Consider the following 16,590-nt stretch of genomic DNA (forward strand, 5'->3'; position numbering starts at 1 on the left):
GGCCACGAATGGCCGTGGCCGCTGAGGACCGGACCGGCAAAAAGCCGCCGTCCGGGGCTGTGCCCTGTTCATCTCCCGCACTCTGTTTTGTTCCCTGAATCCCTTCGCCGTGCAGAAACCTGGCACCCGGGCGTCTTCACGCAAGGGTCGCACGCTAAACGGCTGCACCCGGTCCCTCCGGGCTGCGGCTTTGCCGTTTCCCCCTGCGTTCAGCCTGATGCCCGGTCGCCCGTTCTGCCCTCACGGCGAGGAACTCAGAGAAACATCACTTAAACCTGAACGGGAGAAACAACATGTCACAGCAGAACGTCAACACCACGGCTTCAGAATCTAAAGAATCATCTTTTTTTAACGGCCAGGAATACCGTGCAACGTATTCGCCGGATGACAACAAGCTGCGCCTGTACCCGCTGCACCGTCTTGATGAAGAAATGTATAAGCGTGTTAAGGATGCGGGCTTTAAGCATGCGCCACGTCAGGGGCTCTTTGTTGCGCCGATGTGGACGCCCGATCGTGAAGACCTGCTGATCGAACTGGCCGGCGAAATTGAGGATGAAGATCAGTCACTGTTTGACCGCCAGGAGGAGCGCGCGGAGCGCTTTGAAGAGTACAGCGAAAAACGCGCCGTCGAGTCCGGACAGGTGCTGGCAGCCGTGGACAGCCTGGCTTCGGCCATTCCCTTCGGGCAGCCGATTCTGGTCGGACATCACAGCGAGCGCCGTGCCCGTAAGCACGCGCAGAAAATTGAAAACGGCATGCGCCGCGCAATCAACCTGTTTGAAACGTCTGAATACTGGGAGCGCCGCGCAGAGGCCTCGCTGCGTCATGCTGCCTACAAAGAGCGCCCGGACGTGCGCTGGCGCCGGATTAAGAAGATTGAGGCCGATTTGCGCAAGGCTGAGCGCCGGCTTCAGGACGTGCAGAAATTTATCAAACTCTGGTCGTCTGAAAACCTTAACCGGGCAATGGCCCTTGTTATTGCAGGTATCGATCACCTTCACTGCTGCTTTACCCTGGAGAAGTACCCGCGCCCGCCGGAGAAAAGCCAGTATGAAGGCAGCCGCAGCATCTGGTCAGCCCTTGAAGATGACATTATTACCGCCGAACAGGCCCGGGACATCTGCATACCCTGCCATGAGCGTACCATCACGCGGTTAAGCCGCTGGACGGCGCATTACCGCAACCGCATTGCATACGAGCGCGCCATGCTGGACGAGCACGGCGGCGTGCTTGCCTCAGATGTGGACATGGTGCCGGGCGGCCAGGTTAAAAGCCGCGGGGAGTGGCTGACCATCATCCGCGTAAACCGCAGTAACGGAAAAATCAGCTCGCTGGTTACCCCGGAATATTCATTCATGTCACGGGGAAACGGTGCCGTTATCACCATCACGCCCGATCGCATTACGGAATACAAAGCGCCCAGCGCAGAGGAAGCAAAAACGGCGAAGGCGGCCGCGAAGCGCCCGCCGATTGTGAATTATCCGGGGGACGGCTTTGAGCACATGACTAAGGAGCAGTGGAGTAAAAAGCACGCTGATTTTAAACAGGTGAAGGGCATAGCGGCCGGTGACGATCACAAGCCTTATCGGTTACGCCGCGTTATGTCAACAGGTTACGCCCTGACGCCGGTTTACATCAATGACATGAAGACGGTTGAAATACCGCGCTAAAAGCCTGTGCTCCCCGGCGGTGCCGGGGAGGTTATGTATATACAGATGACTATACAAAGCGTGCCGGTAACACCGGCACGGGAGAACGATAAATGCGTACCGAACTCAGCGCGCGAATTGCGCAGATGCAGCAGAAGCTCAGCGGCCTGCTGCCTGTTGCACAGGTTCATGCAGATACACAGCTGTTTGTTTCGTCCGATCCGGTGTGCCGGAAGCTTGTCACCCTGGCCGATGTCCGGCCGGGTAGCCGGGTGCTGGAGCCGAGTGCCGGGACCGGCGCTATTGTCCGTGCGGTGCTTGCGGCCGTGCCGGGGGTAATATGCCAGTGCGTGGAAATGAACGCGGCGCTGGCCGAACATCTCAGCGCCACTTTTCCTGAAGTGGCCGTTACCTGCGCGGACTTTCTGAGCTGCGCCCCGCAGGCGGTTTATGACCGGATTATCATGAATCCGCCTTTTCGCCACGGCGACGATTTGAAGCACATCCGGCACGCGCTGAAAATGCTGGTGCCGGGCGGTAACCTGGTGGCGGTCTGCGCAAGCGGTCCGCGTCAGCAGCGGGAATTTAAGGATATTGCGACGCATCAGGAAGTGCTGCCACGCGGGGCGTTCGCATATACGGACGTTTCAACAATGATTGTCCGCATTGATGTCTGATTGCCTGCCTTACCGGCTTCGCGCGAGCGGGGCCGGATTAGTGCTTTCAGCTGGGGCCGCAAACGTCAACGGCGGCTGATAACGGCTGCGGCGGCTTCGCCGCCACGGCGGTTACTTTCCCTTCGCCTGTACTTTCTCTCTCCGGGACCCGGTCTCACGGTCTTCTCTCTCTGCTTCCTGCTGCTGTTCATTCTGCTGTGCGGCAGGTGCTTCTCCGGTTTCCTGATTCTGAAGGTCAAAGGCATGAACAGCCTGATGGCCTCCTTCGGCTCCCCGGCGTTGCCGGGTCGTCGAGCCCTACTGCGCTAACCGGCAAAGCCGGTTAGCTCCGCCGAATCCCTCCGGGGTTCGGGCCTGACGGCTAAGGTCTGATGGCAACAAACACGCTTAGAGTGAAGAAGTGAGCGAGTTAATTTCTACAAGCGCTTTGGTTTTGAAGAACTTGAAGATGATGGCTTATCTCCACTGGTTCCCATGCTTATCAATATCGATACGCTGAGAAAGACTGCAGCTCAACGCTGCGCCAGTGCGTAGAATTGATATAGCACGATGTATTTTAAGAGTATCTGAGCCTCAGCTTTTAGAGGCTCGGCTACCCTCTTTGCAGGGCCAACAAAGTAATAAGTGATTTAGACGTCATGCCGATGGATATAGGGCAATTCATGATCGCCCAGATTCTTACGAATCATTGCTACAGGCAAATCGTAAGGAACCTCTGCATTTAGACTGGAAATCATACCTTCCACAAGTTTATAAGCTCTTTCGCTCAGCTCGGCAGGTTCTAAACGGTCGAATTCATAAACCACAGAAACTATTGCAAAAGCCAGGTGCTTACACCCCTCGCCCTTATAGCCCCATGAATAGCCGCTTGTTGTTTGGAATAAGTTACGGCGCTGGATTAACACCTCTGGTGTTGAGTCAGGGCTGTACTGCCATAAAGCTACCCTGGCACCTTCTACAATGCGGAGAAGAATCATGGCCGTGTTCTCGGTAGGTTTACCCGGATTTACCTCAACTCTGCTGAAATCGAAATCATCCAGGGTAGGTCGCTTTTCATCTGACATATCAAAACTCCTGCTTAAATTAATTATTAAAAAACCCTAACTAATTTTTGCAAAAAATTCACTCAAAATAACCGGTAAGTCTCGACAGGTCTAAATGGGCTAGCTTTGTTTTTTAGCAAATGCAAAGAAAACTTTGCCTGTTTTACTTCTCCTGAATGAAATGTTTATGCCTGCTTTTGGTACAGAACGGACATTAAGATCTACACCCTGATGGCCCCCTCCGGCTCCCCGGCGCTGCCCGCAATTAATATCAGCAGGTTACAGGCAATCAGAATCAGCGCTACGCGCAAAATAGTCCTGACTTACGTCAGAAAGAAATAATCAAAATAACTAATAAGGTTTTCATACCAGCATTTTGCGTGGATAAGTTTAATGCCTTCGCTTGCAGCGGCCGCACGCGACCGCGCCGCTCAGAATCAAAAGATTAAGGTAGCTCCCGCCAGCAAGCGGCGGGTAAAGTAAATTAGTTACAACACCCAATAGTAACACTATTAACCCCGTCCCGAGCAGAACCGTATAACCCGCGCCCCTCTCCGCCCAGACCTGAGCCGGACCTGAAACCCGGTTGCCCCCACTGACCAGCCGCCGCCGCCCGGCCCGGAGGGCCGGAACAGGAGTGGCTGTAATGAATGGTGTAACTAATCCTCTAAGTTTTACTGTTCATAGTGAACAATAAACCTAAGACCCCGGAAATCACGCCCTGTACGTCGCTCTGCGCCGTACAGCCCCCTCACCGGGGCTACGGGATTAAATTAACGTAATCGTCGCTTTGAGGCCGTCTGGCTTAGCAGCTACCGTGTTAAGTTCAGTAGAAGTCGCTGAAAATTTTGATAAACACCCCCCTAAGCGTCAGCAGCAAGCTGCCGTCGCTAAGGCCCCGGAAATCACGCCCATCACGTCGCACGCGCCGTGAAGCCCGCTCACCGGGGTTAAAAGGGGTTATATAAGCTTTTTCATTGCTGAAAGCCCGCAAGGCTTTTCAGGGAAGGGTTGGGAATAGCAGTATTTATACGTCTGTAACCGGCTGCGCCGGGCGTACGGCGCCATTTAGCACTGGAATTACCTTCCACACTACCTGGCGCCTCCATGCCGCTAAAGCCGCATTCAGGGCTGGCTGCGCATTACTCACCATTTTTGTCCGCATAAAGGAAGAAGAGATTGGCCAGGCTGAATGTCCGTTTTGTGCCAAAAGCGGGTGTGGCCGGGATTTCTTTGCCTTAAAAATACGATAAAAAAATACCTGCGCCTGAGGTAGGCAGCAGGCATAAATCGCGGTGGAGATTTTGAAACTCTTAAGCGGCTTCTGAGTGTTGTGACAAAGATGCCAGGCGAGCCAGCCAGACATCATTTCAGCCAGCGGTAGGAGCGCTTGCTGTCTCACATCATGCTTCAGATTAGAAGGAGGGGGCTAAATGACAAGCGTAAGCGGTTTAAAAGTTTCAGTTCAGATTCTGTGTAAAGCTGTGCAGTTGAAAACTAATCAGCAAGATCAATCTAAGAATAGTGTCTTATTGTTCGGTAGTTGGCGTGTCTGCTTTATGCATGGAGTGAACGTTGTTAACCCCCAGTTCAGCATCATAGTCAACTTCCGCTTTTAGCTCATAGTGGATACTGAATAACAACTGTCCGCTTTGTGCCAAAAGCGGACCTTGTTACCCACCCGTTAGATTAAACGTTTTCAGTAATACTTTTAGCTGTGTATTGCTCCCAGTGGTCATTGCGTACTCCATTTTTTCAAAAGTCTAAGCTAAATAAAGCGGGTGCATTTTTTGCCGGTGTGTGTTAAGTAATTAAAAGCCTGTATAAACGGAACGGTAAAGATGCATATTGATGAAATTCCTGCTTATTTATTGCAACACGACCGTTTTTATCTGACGGCTCCAGACCTGAGTCGCTCAGAAGAAATGCAACGTAAACTTAATGAATTTAGTTCGTTCCACCATGAGTTTCTGCTCTGGTCTCCTGGCTTTCATTCGTTTTCTTCAGTCAGGGATAATATGCTGGATGCAGCAGATAATTTTCTGAATGATAAAGAAGAGTATAAGTTTTTAATTATTGATCGTAGGTCAGATGAGCTACTAGGTTGTATAAGCTTATTCATAAGGAATCGAGCTATTCCTTATTTCGAGATCGGCTACTGGCTAGCCACGGATGCGATGGGCAAAGGCATAATGCCTGAAGCATGCAAGCTGGCTACAAAAATAGCCTCGGACTTTTTTAACGCTAAAAGAATAGAAATTCGTACTGCCAGACGTAACGTACGCAGTCAGTCTGTTGCATTAAAATGTGGGTTCAAACCAGAAGCCATATTAGCTTCTGATCGACTGGACAGCGCGGGAGTGATTGACGATACCTTTATTTATAAATACAGCCGCTGATCATACCGTGGCCTGAAGCTACAACGTCCGCTCTTTAGTACAGGCGGATATTCAACAATAACGGTCCGCTCTATGCCAGAAGCGGACAGTGAAAGTATCGGTTTGCCAGTCAGCGATCGCAGGGAAAATTGTCATGCCTGTCCACAGAGGGTGAAAGGCTATCAGGTTGTCTCTACGATGGCTGTCTAAAGCGTTTGCGTTAATAAGAGTACGGGCGAGATAATCAAAGAAATAGACGACCCCGCTTCGGAAAGTCTTCTTAATTTAAAGAGCTTTTATTCTGCAAAATTCAGCAGTGCTTCACCATCAAGGCGATAGCGTACCCATTCAGACTGCGGCAATGCACCTATGCTCAGGTAAAAATCAATGGCGGGCTGGTTCCAGTCCAGCACACTCCATTCAAGACGGCCGCACTCTCTTTTCACTGCGCATTGCGCAATATTTTTCAGCAACGCTCTCCCCGCACCTTTACCGCGATAATCAGGGGAGATGTACAAATCTTCCATATAAATACCGTTACGCCCAAGCCATGTGGAATAGCTGGTGAAAAAAACGGCATACCCTACAGTTCTACCTTCAATCTCACAGATCAACGCTTCGGTTTTACTGCCTGCGCCAAACAATGTTTCCTGGATTTCTTCCGGCGTGGTGACGACTTCTTCCGGAGCTTTTTCATACACAGCCAGCTCATAAATCATCCCATAAATTGCCATTGCATCTTCCGGGCGGGCCGGGCGAATCGTGATACTCATTAGTTTTCCTGTCATTGCTGAGTCTAGGCGACATTGATGGTGCTAAGCATAAGGGTTAATGTCAGGAGAATTAAGTGCAATGAAATCACTAAATGATGAATATTATGCATCCGGCGCTGAGGCGTCTTGATTTAAACCTACTGCCTATTTTTGATGCGATTTATCGACACTGTTCCATTCGTCTGGCAGCGGATGAACTGGCAATGAGCACATCGGCACTGAGCCATGCGCTGTCGCGGCTACGCATCAGCCTTAATGACCCACTATTTTACCGGGAAGGCCACCGTATGTGCCCCAGCGCGTATTCTACACAGCTCGCGCCTTCTATTGCTTCAGCGCTAAAATTCCTCAATCAGGAACTGATTCCGCAAACGGAGTTTGACGCTGCCGATAGTACGGAGCGTTTACAAATTGCGATTACGGATTTTACGGCGTTGTGTATTTTCCCTCCTCTAATGCACAAACTGCAGCATGAGGCACCCGGTTTGCGCTTTGAGTTGCTTTATTTGCCGCACAGCCCGGCTCTGATGGAATTGCTGGCGGGAGAAGTGGATCTGGCGCTTGGATTCAGCACGTCAGATGATATCCGACATTCGGAACTGGAAGAGATCAACTGGTTTGAAGATGAATATGTTGTCATCAGCAATACAAACCGAACACAGCTGACGCTGGATGATTATCTTGCCGCACGACACCTTGTTGTCACGCCCTGGAATGAGAAGCGGGGCGTTCTGGATTTACAGCTTGAGCAGATGGGATATATATGTCAGATAGCGCTCAAAACGCCGTCTATGCTTAGTGCGCCGTTTATTGTTGAGGAAAGCGACCTGTTGATGGCGATCCCCCGTTTTGCCGCTGAAAAGCTGATTACGGCAGTGAATATCAAGATTTTTTCATTACCCTTCGCGGTACGCTCGTTTGAAGTGAAGATTTATTCACATAAACGGAGTGGTCAGCGGGGCGCGACTACCTGGCTAAAGGCGAAACTTCAAAGGCTGGCAAAAGAGGTTAATTCAGGGCGGTGAATGCAAAAATACCTTGGGATGATTCAGGAGAAAATTCGCAGAGCATCACTGTCTGAGGAAGATAACCGTGGGCTGCTTTGTGCCAAAAGCGGACACTATGCAGTTAACTAATCGACAATAAAGAGTGTTGCTCCTGTTATGGTGGTTGACTGATGTTGCTCAGCGTTATCGCCGACCTGATAACTCATTCCAGCCTTTAAAACGAAGTGTAAGTATCACAGCTTTAGCTCCACACACTTTTTGAGATTTCCGGTTTCTCAGCCATCAGCCGATATTCTTCGGGTGTCAGGTTATTCAGGAATCAAGGGGCCGCTCACTGTTGTATTCTTTCAGCCAGCGCTCTGTGATTTCCCGTGCTTCGTTCAGCGTTCTGAACAGGTAAAAATCCAGTATTTCTGTCCGGTACGTCCTGTTAAACCTCTCAATAAACGCGTTCTGCGTCGGCTTACCCGGCTTGATAAATTCCAGCATCACACCATGTTCTTCAGCCCATTGCGCCAGAGCCAGTGATATCAGTTCCGGGCCGTTAAGCGGGATACTTACAGTCCTTAATCGATTTATCTTTCATGCACGACAGATCAGCTATTCAAGTTCTTTTTCTTTTTTTCTGCAGAGTAAGGGCAATGTAAGCTATTGACCACTATTCTTTTTAGTCGCATTCCATTCCATTCAGGGATTTATGATGAAAAACAGTACACTTAGCGCACTTGCGCTTTTATACGGGTTCACCGTCGTTTCTTCTGCAAGCGCAGAAGAGAATGGAGTCAATGGAGTACATGCCGTACATGCTGACTCTGCAGAAAAAACTGTGAGCGGCGGAAAAACTCAGCCGCCTGTAAAATTTGCCACCATCTGGGCTGATGATGACGGCGCGACACACATCGGACACTGCCGCTTTGAAGGCCTGCAGTTTAAGAGCTATGCCCCCCCTTCAGCGCCGCAGTGGATTGGCGTTTCACCCGATGAGGTAGAGAGCATTGCTTATGCTGTACTTCCGCCGGGCTACGTAGGCAGCTGGCATCATGCACCAGGCCCGCAGTGGGTCATCACTCTGTCCGGAAAATGGTCCGTGGAGACTACGGACGGCACCACACTGGTCCAGGGGCCGGGCGAGGTGCAGTTCAATGCCGACAGCAACTCGCACCCGCGTGGGGATGATAAAAGAGTGGGGCACGTATCGCGAACGGTGGGAAGTGAGCCGAATGTGCAGCTGATTATTAAACTTAAGCCGGGTGTGCGCACTAACGGTTCCTGTGCAAACTGAGGAAAAAAGATGTGTTACCGCTTTACTAAAACGCCTTTTGTGCTGACTTTGATGATGATCGGTTTCTCCACCGTGGCGGCAGATATTCCCGGTGTGAAAATCATTGCGGAGAACGCCGCGTTTCACGAGCTGATAGACATTGATACCCGCCCGGAAATCATTACCGACAAGGCAGCATGGGCTGAGGGACCGGTATGCACTCCTGAAGGACTGTTTATTTTCAGCGACGTGAAGCAGAACCGGGTTATGAGCTGGTCTGAAAAGCAGGGGCTCAAGACATGGCTCGCCCCTTCAGATTATCAGAACGGGCACGCTGTTGATGATGAAGGGCGAATTATTGCAGCCTCACACGGCCGGCGTGCCGTTCTCCGTCATGAACATGACGGAACGTGGATAACCCTGGCTGGTTCATGGGAGGGACGACGGCTGAACAGTCCCAATGACGTGACGGTGGCACCTGACGGCGCGATATGGTTTACCGATCCGACGTTTGGCGTGCTGAGCAGGGAGGAAAGTTATGGCGGAAAGCCGGAGCTGGATGGCGAATATGTTTACCGCTATGACTCGACCTCTCACCGACTCTTACGCGCCAATACGCCTGAAGTGCATTCCCCGAACGGACTGGCATTTTCGCCTGACGGAAAAACGCTCTACATATCTGATACGCAGCTGGCGCACGACTTCAGCAATAAAAAATTTGCTCACCGGATTATGGCCTACCGGGTTGACGGGACTCGACTGACTGGAGGACACGTTTTTGCTGAGGTAACGCCCGGCATACCCGACGGCATAAAAACGGATGAGAAAGGGAACGTCTGGAGCAGTAGCAAAGAGGGAGTACAGGTCTTTTCTGAACAGGGGGGTCGTCTCGGGAAAATACTGGTGCCGTCGGAGGATACCGGGAATCTTGCGCTATGCCGCGGTTCTGACGGCAGAAAATGGCTGTATATAACCGCAGCAAACCTGGTGCTGCGCCTGCCGGTTAAGGTCAATGACGCCGGACAAAATCAATCCGGAAGGAACCCAAAAGGCAGTTAAACGACTATCAGACACGTTTACCTTTGAGGTATACGTGTCTGTGTCAATGCTCACATTTGGATACCACGCCTTACTGAACTACGCATCATGCCTTGTCGTGAGACAACTGCAGATGTCACGTCTGTATATTTCAATCAAACACATCCAAAGATCATGCATGAGCGTCCCGTAGAAATCTAGGCAGGCGACAACTTCCATTTCGCATCATTGTTCATGGCAGAAAACACGGATAGAAATGGAAGACGGTGCTGACAGACTGCTCATGCTCACAGACCAAGGAATCAGGGAAAAAAAGAATATCAAGGATGGCGGCGAGTTATTTTGTAAGGGCTACTGGTAATGCTTTTGGGATAATAAGGTGGAGTGCTTCGCTCCACCTTGTGCGTAGTTAGTCCGTTTGTTTACTTAAAGCTGTTCTGGAACTGTTTGCACGCTGGGTCCGCCACGCGATCGCCAGCCAGATAAACCAAAGTGGTGCAATCATCAGCCCCGCGCGCGTATCTGGTTTTAGTGTCATAGCGAAAAGCATCAGCATGAAAAAAATCAAACAAGACCATGCCATGGTTACTCCACCCGGCAGACGATATTGACTGTTACACCGGAGATCAGAACGCTGCCTATGATAAGCAAGCCATGATAACAGGATCATGCTCCATATAAAAATCAGGAGAATGGCTGACATCGTAGAGAGTAGAGTAAACACCGCCATTACGCTGGGAATAATAAAAAGCAGGGCAGCACCGCAGAACATACACAACCCTGACAGCAGGAGTCCCCGCAGCGGTATATTGAGTGATGAGAGCTTTCCTAGGGCACGCGGCGCAGAATTCTCTTTAGCCAGGCCAAACAACATCCGACTTGTGGAAAAAACGCCACTGTTCGCTGAGGAAAGAGCGGATGTTAGTACCACAAAATTTACCACGGCAGCCGCAGCAGGCAAGCCAGCCAGAGAAAAAAGTCCGACAAACGGGCTGCTGTCAGGTGAAATATGGTGCCACGAAGAGACAGAAATAATGCATACCAGCGATAACACATAAAACAGCAGAACGCGTATCGGGATAGCATTGATAGCGCGGGGGAGGTTAGTTTCTGGATCCCTGGTTTCTGCTGCTGCAACACCAATCAGCTCAATCCCGACAAATGAGAATAAGGCAATCTGGAAACCCGCGATAAACCCAGATACTCCATGCGGAAAGATCGTGCCGCTCTCAGTGAGATGCCTGAACGAAGCTTTGGTCCCCTGCGGGGATGTATATCCGTATATTACCATCGCAAAGCCAGCCAGTAGCAGTGCGGCAATCGCCATTACCTTGATTATGGCGAACCAGAATTCCATCTCTCCGAACAGTCTCACCGACAGCATATTCATAAAAAGCATCAGCGCCAGAGCGCCAAAGGCCGGGATCCATAGTGACAGCCCCGGAAACCAGAACTGCATATAGCCGCCAATGACAACGACATCGCCTATGCAGGCTAACACCCAGCTAAGCCAGTAGGTCCAGCCAATAAAAAAACAAGCCCAGGGGCCCAGATATTCACCTGCGAAATCAGCAAAGGAGTTGTAATGAGTATTAGATAGCAGTAATTCTCCGAGGGCGCGCATCACAAAAAACAGAAAAAAACCAATGATGGCATAGGTGAGAATGATTGATGATCCGGATAGGTTGATAGTTTTACCGGAACCCATGAACAGGCCGGTGCCAATTGCCCCGCCTATGGCAATTAACTGTATATGTCGGTTATCAAGTTGCTTAGCGAGTGTGCGGCTTTCGGCAGGGGCCTGAGTCAGGCAGGCCGGGGTTTTATTATTCTTCATAATTCACTCCGGTTTTGATATGTAATTGGAATAGGCTTTATCATCATTTCTGAACAGCAAAAACCCGGCTCAGGGTGCCGGGTTCTAATTAATCTTTGTTCAGGAAAAAGCCATTTTCTTTGACAGAAAGATCTCAGCAACCATACAGCGTGCACCACCACCACCGAGATCTTCGATGATATCAATAGGAGCAAGTGCCAGTGTGGCGTAACCAGAAATGAGGGCCTGCTGTACTGGCGTGAATGCAGCCCATGCGCGAGTCGACATGGCATAGACGGGATGTCCGCTCTGATTTCTGACTTCCAGCACGTTGCAGGCAAACGCTTCCATTTGCGTGAAAGTTACATCGATAATCGTTTTACCTGTCCGCTCAAGCTGCTCAAGTAGTCGAAAACGCTCCGGCTTTGATGCAAGCGATTCAAGGCAGACAATGGCAAATCGTGAGCCGACACTCATCATCACGTTGGTATGATAAATAGGATGCAGGTGCCGATCGCGCGCGTTAAACCAGTGAATGTTGTATCCGGAGAGACGTTCGAACTCGTGTCCGACTTCTTCGGAGCTACGTGATGAACGGCAGGCATAGGCGATACGGTTGTCGTGGTCCAGGATCAGAGAGCCCGTGCCTTCCAGATACAAATCGCGTGCTTCAAATACTGACAAATCGATACGTCGGACGACCTCGTAATCTTTCGTGAGGTCGGCGATGATATCCATACGTCGTTCACGACGGCGGTTCTGAGCTTCCATAGGAAAGGTATAAATAGAGCCATCTTCAAGCATGGCTATCCAGTTATTAGGAAAAAGGGAGTCTGGCGTCCCACTCTCAGCGCTGTCGTCTATCACACGAACTTCAACTCCGGCGTGACGTAATGCTGACACGTAGCCATCAAAAGCATTGCGTGCCTGTTCCGCGACATCACTGACGGCAGCGAATGGTTTCTGAAAAGCATTGCTTGCCAGCGTTTCAGGATTGGCGTAAAAGGCGGCGGGCCGCACCATCATGACGGTTTGAGCTGTTTGCATCGCGTACTTACTCCGGGCGAACCAGCAGGCTGTAAAGGTCCCGTGGATTTTTGGGAGACGGTACCAGCGCAATATCGCGGCCAATGTTATGTTCAGAGGCAATATCATTGATCAGGCGAAGGGCTGAAAAGTCCTCGATAGCGAAACCGACAGAGTCAAATACCGTCACCGCCGCGTTGCTGCAGCGGCCTGTCCGTGCACCATTAATCACCTCCCATAGTTCTGTTACCGGGAAGTCTGCAGGCATCTGCTGAATTTCACCTTCAATACGGGACTGAGGCGTGAACTCTACGTACACGTCAGCATGGTGAAGGATCTCCGCATCTAATTCAGTTTTACCCGGACAATCCCCTCCTACGGCATTGATGTGCACACCTGCTTTCACCTGTCCGGATGAAATTATCGTAGCGTTGGTTTTGTCAGCGGTAATAGTGGTGATGACATCGGCTTGGGCTAGCGCTTCTTCGATCGAATGGCAGTAATGAAGACGAATGCCGGGATAGGTGTTGAGGTTGCCCATCAGCTTCTCAGTGGCGGCATTGTCAACGTCATACAGCCAGAAATCAGTTAAACCCAGAACTTCATGGAAGCCGATGATTTGGAATTCACTTTGTGCGCCATTGCCTATAACCGCCATATGCCGGGCATCTTTACGCATAAGATATCTGGCGGCAAGTACCGATGTTGCAGCGGTGCGCAGTGCTGTGGCGAGGGTGAACTCACAGAGCAGAACGGGATAGCCGGTCGACGTCTTTGCCAGCGCACCAAATGCCATCACGGTGAGTTGGTTATGTAATGCGTTTTGTGGATGCCCGTTGACGTATTTAAAACCGTAATTCTCTGAATCAGCCGTGGGCATCAGCTCAATGACGCCAATTTCGGAGTGGCTGGCAATACGTGGGGTCTTGTCAAATTCTGGCCAGCGACGGAAATCATCCTCAATATAGTCAACCAGTCGGCTGATAAATTTTGCTACACCGGATAAGCTTACCAGCTTATGCATATCTTCAATATCAACAAAACGAGTCATGTGAAATTCTCACTGTTGTCATAAAACATCATTATGTAAAAGCAAATTGACTCGGGTAAGTTGTTGAATTGGTCATAATGTGTCAATAATGAGCAGATTGATAACGAAAAAATTCACTTTGCTATGAACCTGACAGATCAACAATTAATTGCACTGCTGCGCGAAAACGCGCGGATGTCCGTGACAGAGCTGGCCAGTCAGATGAAGGTTTCCCGCGCTACGGTGCAAAAGCGTATGGAAGCGCTGCAGCATGACGGCACAATCACCGGGTACACGGTAAAAGTGAAGCCGGGTGTAGAGCACAAATACATTCGTGCCTGGATGAATGTCGCGGTGGAGGGGACGAAGGCACTGGCCATTGTGAAGCAATTGCGCAGCGATCCGGCCGTTTATACCCTGCACAGTACAAACGGGAAATGGGATTTGCTGGTAGAGCTACGCGCTGACACTCTGGAGAATTTTGACCGGACGCTCGGGCGGATCCGCCGCGTAGAAGGTATTTATAATACCGAGACAAGCATTTTGCTGTCGACGCATAAAGCCTGACACATCATTAATGTGGCATCTCCCGGATGAACATCCAGGAAACGCTTTTACGAGCCATCTGGTTTAGTCAGATAAAGAATGGAGGCCAGCATATATTCCCCGGCTGGCAAAGGCTTAGCGCAGGAGAATACTGAAGCGCACAAATGAAAGCCGGCAGGAAATAAAGCTGAAGGCGCAACGTTTGCGCCTGAGCCGCGCAGTGGATAAATATAATAGACTGGAATGTGTGCGTTGATTTGATAAGTCAGTTAACAGATTTTTTACAGAAATAACCACACAGGCTGAACATCTCTGGCCAGAGACAGAGTCTGGCCAGTAATTTCAGAAAAGATAACCTAATCTCAGACTGATATTTGTATCCTGCCGGAATCCCTGCTCTACGGAGATATCTCGACCACCTGAGAGCTGAACCTGAACGGCTGGTGTAATGAAATGCGAAGCTGAAATACGTACATACGTGCTGTCCAGCCTGTCATCCTGAGAAACTCCGTCAATCCGGCTTCTGGCCCCGATTATCCATCCGCCGCCAAATCCAAACTGCGTGGCAGGCGTCAGGTTATAACTCAGATACGCCTGATATTCGTAACGCGGGCTCTGACTGAGTCTGGCATTATTGTTACCGTAACGGTCATTTGCTGTCGTCCAGGAGACATCCGCACCCGTAGTGAATGCCCAGGCGTATGAGAAATGATGGATCCAGACGCCCTGCAGCAGATAGCGCCAGCGGTTTTCCCCTACATTCACAGCTTTTTCATTGTTGTAGGCCCCGGTGGGCGCATAAATAAAAGGGGCCAGGGAAAGAATGTCACCGCCTTCGTTGTCCATCCTGAACTTGAAAGGCACCCCCACAATAATATCGCCCATCCCTGACGCGCTGCCGAGTGAACTGGCATCTCCCATCGTGTCCACCCTGGCAAACGGAATGATAATCTGTGGCTCAATACTGAAGTTTTTCGCAGGACGGAATCCATGAATAAAGCGCAGCAGTGTGGCCTCAGAGCGTAATCTGTAATCACCGGCTGCTCTATTGCCCTGAGAATAGTATTCATCGCTGTGAGCATACTGAAAATAGGCCAGCGCGAATGTTTTATTCGCCGGCATCATCTCGTAATCTCCGGGAGAAAACTCAAGGGCATCAGCAGGCATACTTAATGCTGCTGCAAGAGAAATACCGGTACGGCAAAAAAACGTATTCATAATGATCCTCCGCTGTCCTGCCGTAACAGGCCAGTCCCCGGGTGACAGTTAACATATTCAAAATACTGTGATTCTGCAGGTACAACGACAATTTCATGCCACAGGCGGAGCGCGATATTAAAGTTCAGCTCTTTCACGTAGCGCATGAACCCGCCAAATATTGCCACGTGTGTCGGATGGCTTTTTGCCCAGAGTTCAAGGGCGGCCATATCGGCAAAGTGCACCAGACCAAACGTTTTTTCCGTCAGTGCGTGTGATGAGGGATCTAACACCTGCATATACCGGCAGCTCAGGCAGCCTATGGTATGGCCCTGATCTCTCAGGAAATCCATTCCCTGGCGCAGTACCGGCTCTACTTCTGTGAGGTATTTTTGTCTTTCTTCCTGTTGCGTGGCCGACCAGTCCTGCCCGGAGCGAATGAGGCAGAGGTTGTTACTTCCTGACAGCACAATCCGTTTTCCGCTTTCTGCCCGCGAACGGGATTTACCGGTTCCACAGAGGGGATTGTTCTGCGCTGCTGGCAGGCGATCGCGGGCACTCCCCCAGTAACCATGCTCGCGTATCTCACCGCTCATGCCTTCAGCCAGCCAGGATGCGCCTTCCGGAGAGGTTCTGTCTGAAAATATGGTCTCAAAGTTTTCAGGCTGCGGGCTGACAATTTCAAGAAAGAAACCATTCTCCCCGTTCTCCCTTTCTGGTGAATTCCACCATATGTGGAACCGGCTGCTCTGTTTCCAGCTCTCAAACTGCTCTGCGGATGACCAGTAGGCGATGGCCATCAGGTTATAAAAACCCGCGTGGTCTTTGCATGACGCTATGTCCCAGTGGCCGGGGCCATCCGATGACGAAAAGCGATCAGTGACTTCATTCAGGGCAGAAATATCCGGACAGTTTCTCCCCTGGATACCGAAGTACGCCATGACTATCGGCCCGGCCAGGGGGGAGAATCGGGCGGTCCAGGCCGGAAAAGGCGGCTCATGTTTATCGGGCATGGCGGAGGGACATCTGCGCAGGGTACGCAGATGCTCAGGAATGGCTGATTCCATTTCTACTCCTCCTCTTCTTCGGCAGCCTGTTCGGCAATTAGCTCAGGAGGCGAATGCCGTTTGATCACAGTCTTGTTGGCCG

14 protein-coding genes and 1 pseudogene are annotated in these 16,590 nt (G+C 50.7%); 7 read left to right on the plus strand and 8 right to left on the minus strand.

The genetic code is table 11. The features are described from left to right. Positions 1–293: 293 nt before the first annotated feature. Together AFL22_RS06630 and AFL22_RS06635 are read left to right on the plus strand one after the other, a co-directional pair. Positions 294–1,670, plus strand: coding sequence for a DUF3560 domain-containing protein (locus tag AFL22_RS06630; RefSeq protein ID WP_052271018.1), 1,377 nt, complete (start codon positions 294–296; stop codon positions 1,668–1,670). A 92-nt stretch (positions 1,671–1,762) separates the two neighbouring features. Next, complete coding sequence (locus tag AFL22_RS06635; protein WP_052271019.1) at positions 1,763–2,326, plus strand: methyltransferase; 564 nt, start codon at positions 1,763–1,765, stop codon at positions 2,324–2,326. A 629-nt stretch (positions 2,327–2,955) separates the two neighbouring features. On the opposite strand, the gene AFL22_RS06640 is transcribed toward AFL22_RS06635, so the two are convergent. Then, on the minus strand, positions 2,956–3,390 hold the full coding sequence (locus tag AFL22_RS06640) for a hypothetical protein (protein ID WP_052271020.1): 435 nt from the start codon (positions 3,388–3,390) through the stop codon (positions 2,956–2,958). A 1,820-nt stretch (positions 3,391–5,210) separates the two neighbouring features. Between AFL22_RS06640 and AFL22_RS06650 the strand changes: the two genes are divergently transcribed. After that, complete coding sequence (locus AFL22_RS06650; RefSeq protein WP_052271022.1) at positions 5,211–5,768, plus strand: GNAT family N-acetyltransferase; 558 nt, start codon at positions 5,211–5,213, stop codon at positions 5,766–5,768. 275 nt (positions 5,769–6,043) lie between these two features. Here AFL22_RS06650 and AFL22_RS06655 read toward each other — a convergent pair whose 3' ends face one another. Continuing rightward, positions 6,044–6,520 carry a GNAT family N-acetyltransferase gene (locus AFL22_RS06655; RefSeq protein WP_052271023.1) on the minus strand — a complete coding sequence of 159 codons (477 nt, stop codon included), beginning with the start codon at positions 6,518–6,520 and terminating at the stop codon, positions 6,044–6,046. A gap of 92 nt (positions 6,521–6,612) precedes the next feature. Between AFL22_RS06655 and AFL22_RS06660 the strand changes: the two genes are divergently transcribed. Next, positions 6,613–7,545, plus strand: a complete 933-nt coding sequence (locus AFL22_RS06660; RefSeq protein WP_052271024.1) for a LysR family transcriptional regulator — start codon at positions 6,613–6,615, stop codon at positions 7,543–7,545. Positions 7,546–7,768: 223 nt separating this feature from the next. On the opposite strand, the pseudogene AFL22_RS06665 reads toward AFL22_RS06660, so the two are convergent. Beyond that, positions 7,769–8,073 (minus strand): annotated as a pseudogene (locus tag AFL22_RS06665) (integrase core domain-containing protein); the annotation flags it as partial. Positions 8,074–8,227: 154 nt separating this feature from the next. Between AFL22_RS06665 and AFL22_RS06670 the strand changes: the two are divergent. Both AFL22_RS06670 and AFL22_RS06675 read left to right on the plus strand, forming a co-directional pair. Continuing rightward, positions 8,228–8,809 (plus strand): hypothetical protein, encoded by a 582-nt coding sequence (locus AFL22_RS06670; protein WP_052271025.1) that lies wholly within the window; start codon positions 8,228–8,230, stop codon positions 8,807–8,809. A 51-nt stretch (positions 8,810–8,860) separates the two neighbouring features. After that, entirely contained in the window at positions 8,861–9,847 is a 987-nt protein-coding gene (locus AFL22_RS06675; RefSeq protein WP_179257421.1) for an SMP-30/gluconolactonase/LRE family protein, read from the plus strand. Between the two features lie 388 nt (positions 9,848–10,235). Here AFL22_RS06675 and AFL22_RS06680 read toward each other — a convergent pair whose 3' ends face one another. The 3 genes from AFL22_RS06680 to AFL22_RS06690 all read right to left on the minus strand — a co-directional run bounded on the left by AFL22_RS06680 (position 10,236) and on the right by AFL22_RS06690 (position 13,719). Next, positions 10,236–11,663: an amino acid permease gene (locus tag AFL22_RS06680; RefSeq protein ID WP_052271027.1), complete on the minus strand. Its 1,428-nt coding sequence runs from the start codon at positions 11,661–11,663 to the stop codon at positions 10,236–10,238. Between the two features lie 99 nt (positions 11,664–11,762). Then, positions 11,763–12,689 carry an arginine deiminase-related protein gene (locus tag AFL22_RS06685; protein WP_052271028.1) on the minus strand — a complete coding sequence of 309 codons (927 nt, stop codon included), beginning with the start codon at positions 12,687–12,689 and terminating at the stop codon, positions 11,763–11,765. Between the two features lie 7 nt (positions 12,690–12,696). Then, complete coding sequence (locus tag AFL22_RS06690) at positions 12,697–13,719, minus strand: ornithine cyclodeaminase (RefSeq protein ID WP_052271029.1); 1,023 nt, start codon at positions 13,717–13,719, stop codon at positions 12,697–12,699. Positions 13,720–13,842: 123 nt separating this feature from the next. Between AFL22_RS06690 and AFL22_RS06695 the strand changes: the two genes are divergently transcribed. Beyond that, complete coding sequence (locus AFL22_RS06695) at positions 13,843–14,265, plus strand: Lrp/AsnC family transcriptional regulator (protein WP_052271030.1); 423 nt, start codon at positions 13,843–13,845, stop codon at positions 14,263–14,265. A 321-nt stretch (positions 14,266–14,586) separates the two neighbouring features. Here AFL22_RS06695 and AFL22_RS06700 read toward each other — a convergent pair whose 3' ends face one another. Both AFL22_RS06700 and AFL22_RS06705 read right to left on the minus strand, forming a co-directional pair. Beyond that, complete coding sequence (locus AFL22_RS06700; protein ID WP_052271031.1) at positions 14,587–15,462, minus strand: transporter; 876 nt, start codon at positions 15,460–15,462, stop codon at positions 14,587–14,589. Continuing rightward, positions 15,459–16,508: a phenylacetaldoxime dehydratase family protein gene (locus tag AFL22_RS06705; protein ID WP_052271032.1), complete on the minus strand. Its 1,050-nt coding sequence runs from the start codon at positions 16,506–16,508 to the stop codon at positions 15,459–15,461. The genes AFL22_RS06700 and AFL22_RS06705 overlap by 4 nt, the downstream gene beginning before the upstream one ends. Positions 16,509–16,590 lie beyond the last annotated feature (82 nt).

The sequence above is a fragment of the Pantoea sp. CFSAN033090 genome, from assembly GCF_001264395.1.
Taxonomy (GTDB): Bacteria; Pseudomonadota; Gammaproteobacteria; order Enterobacterales; family Enterobacteriaceae; genus Pantoea; species Pantoea agglomerans.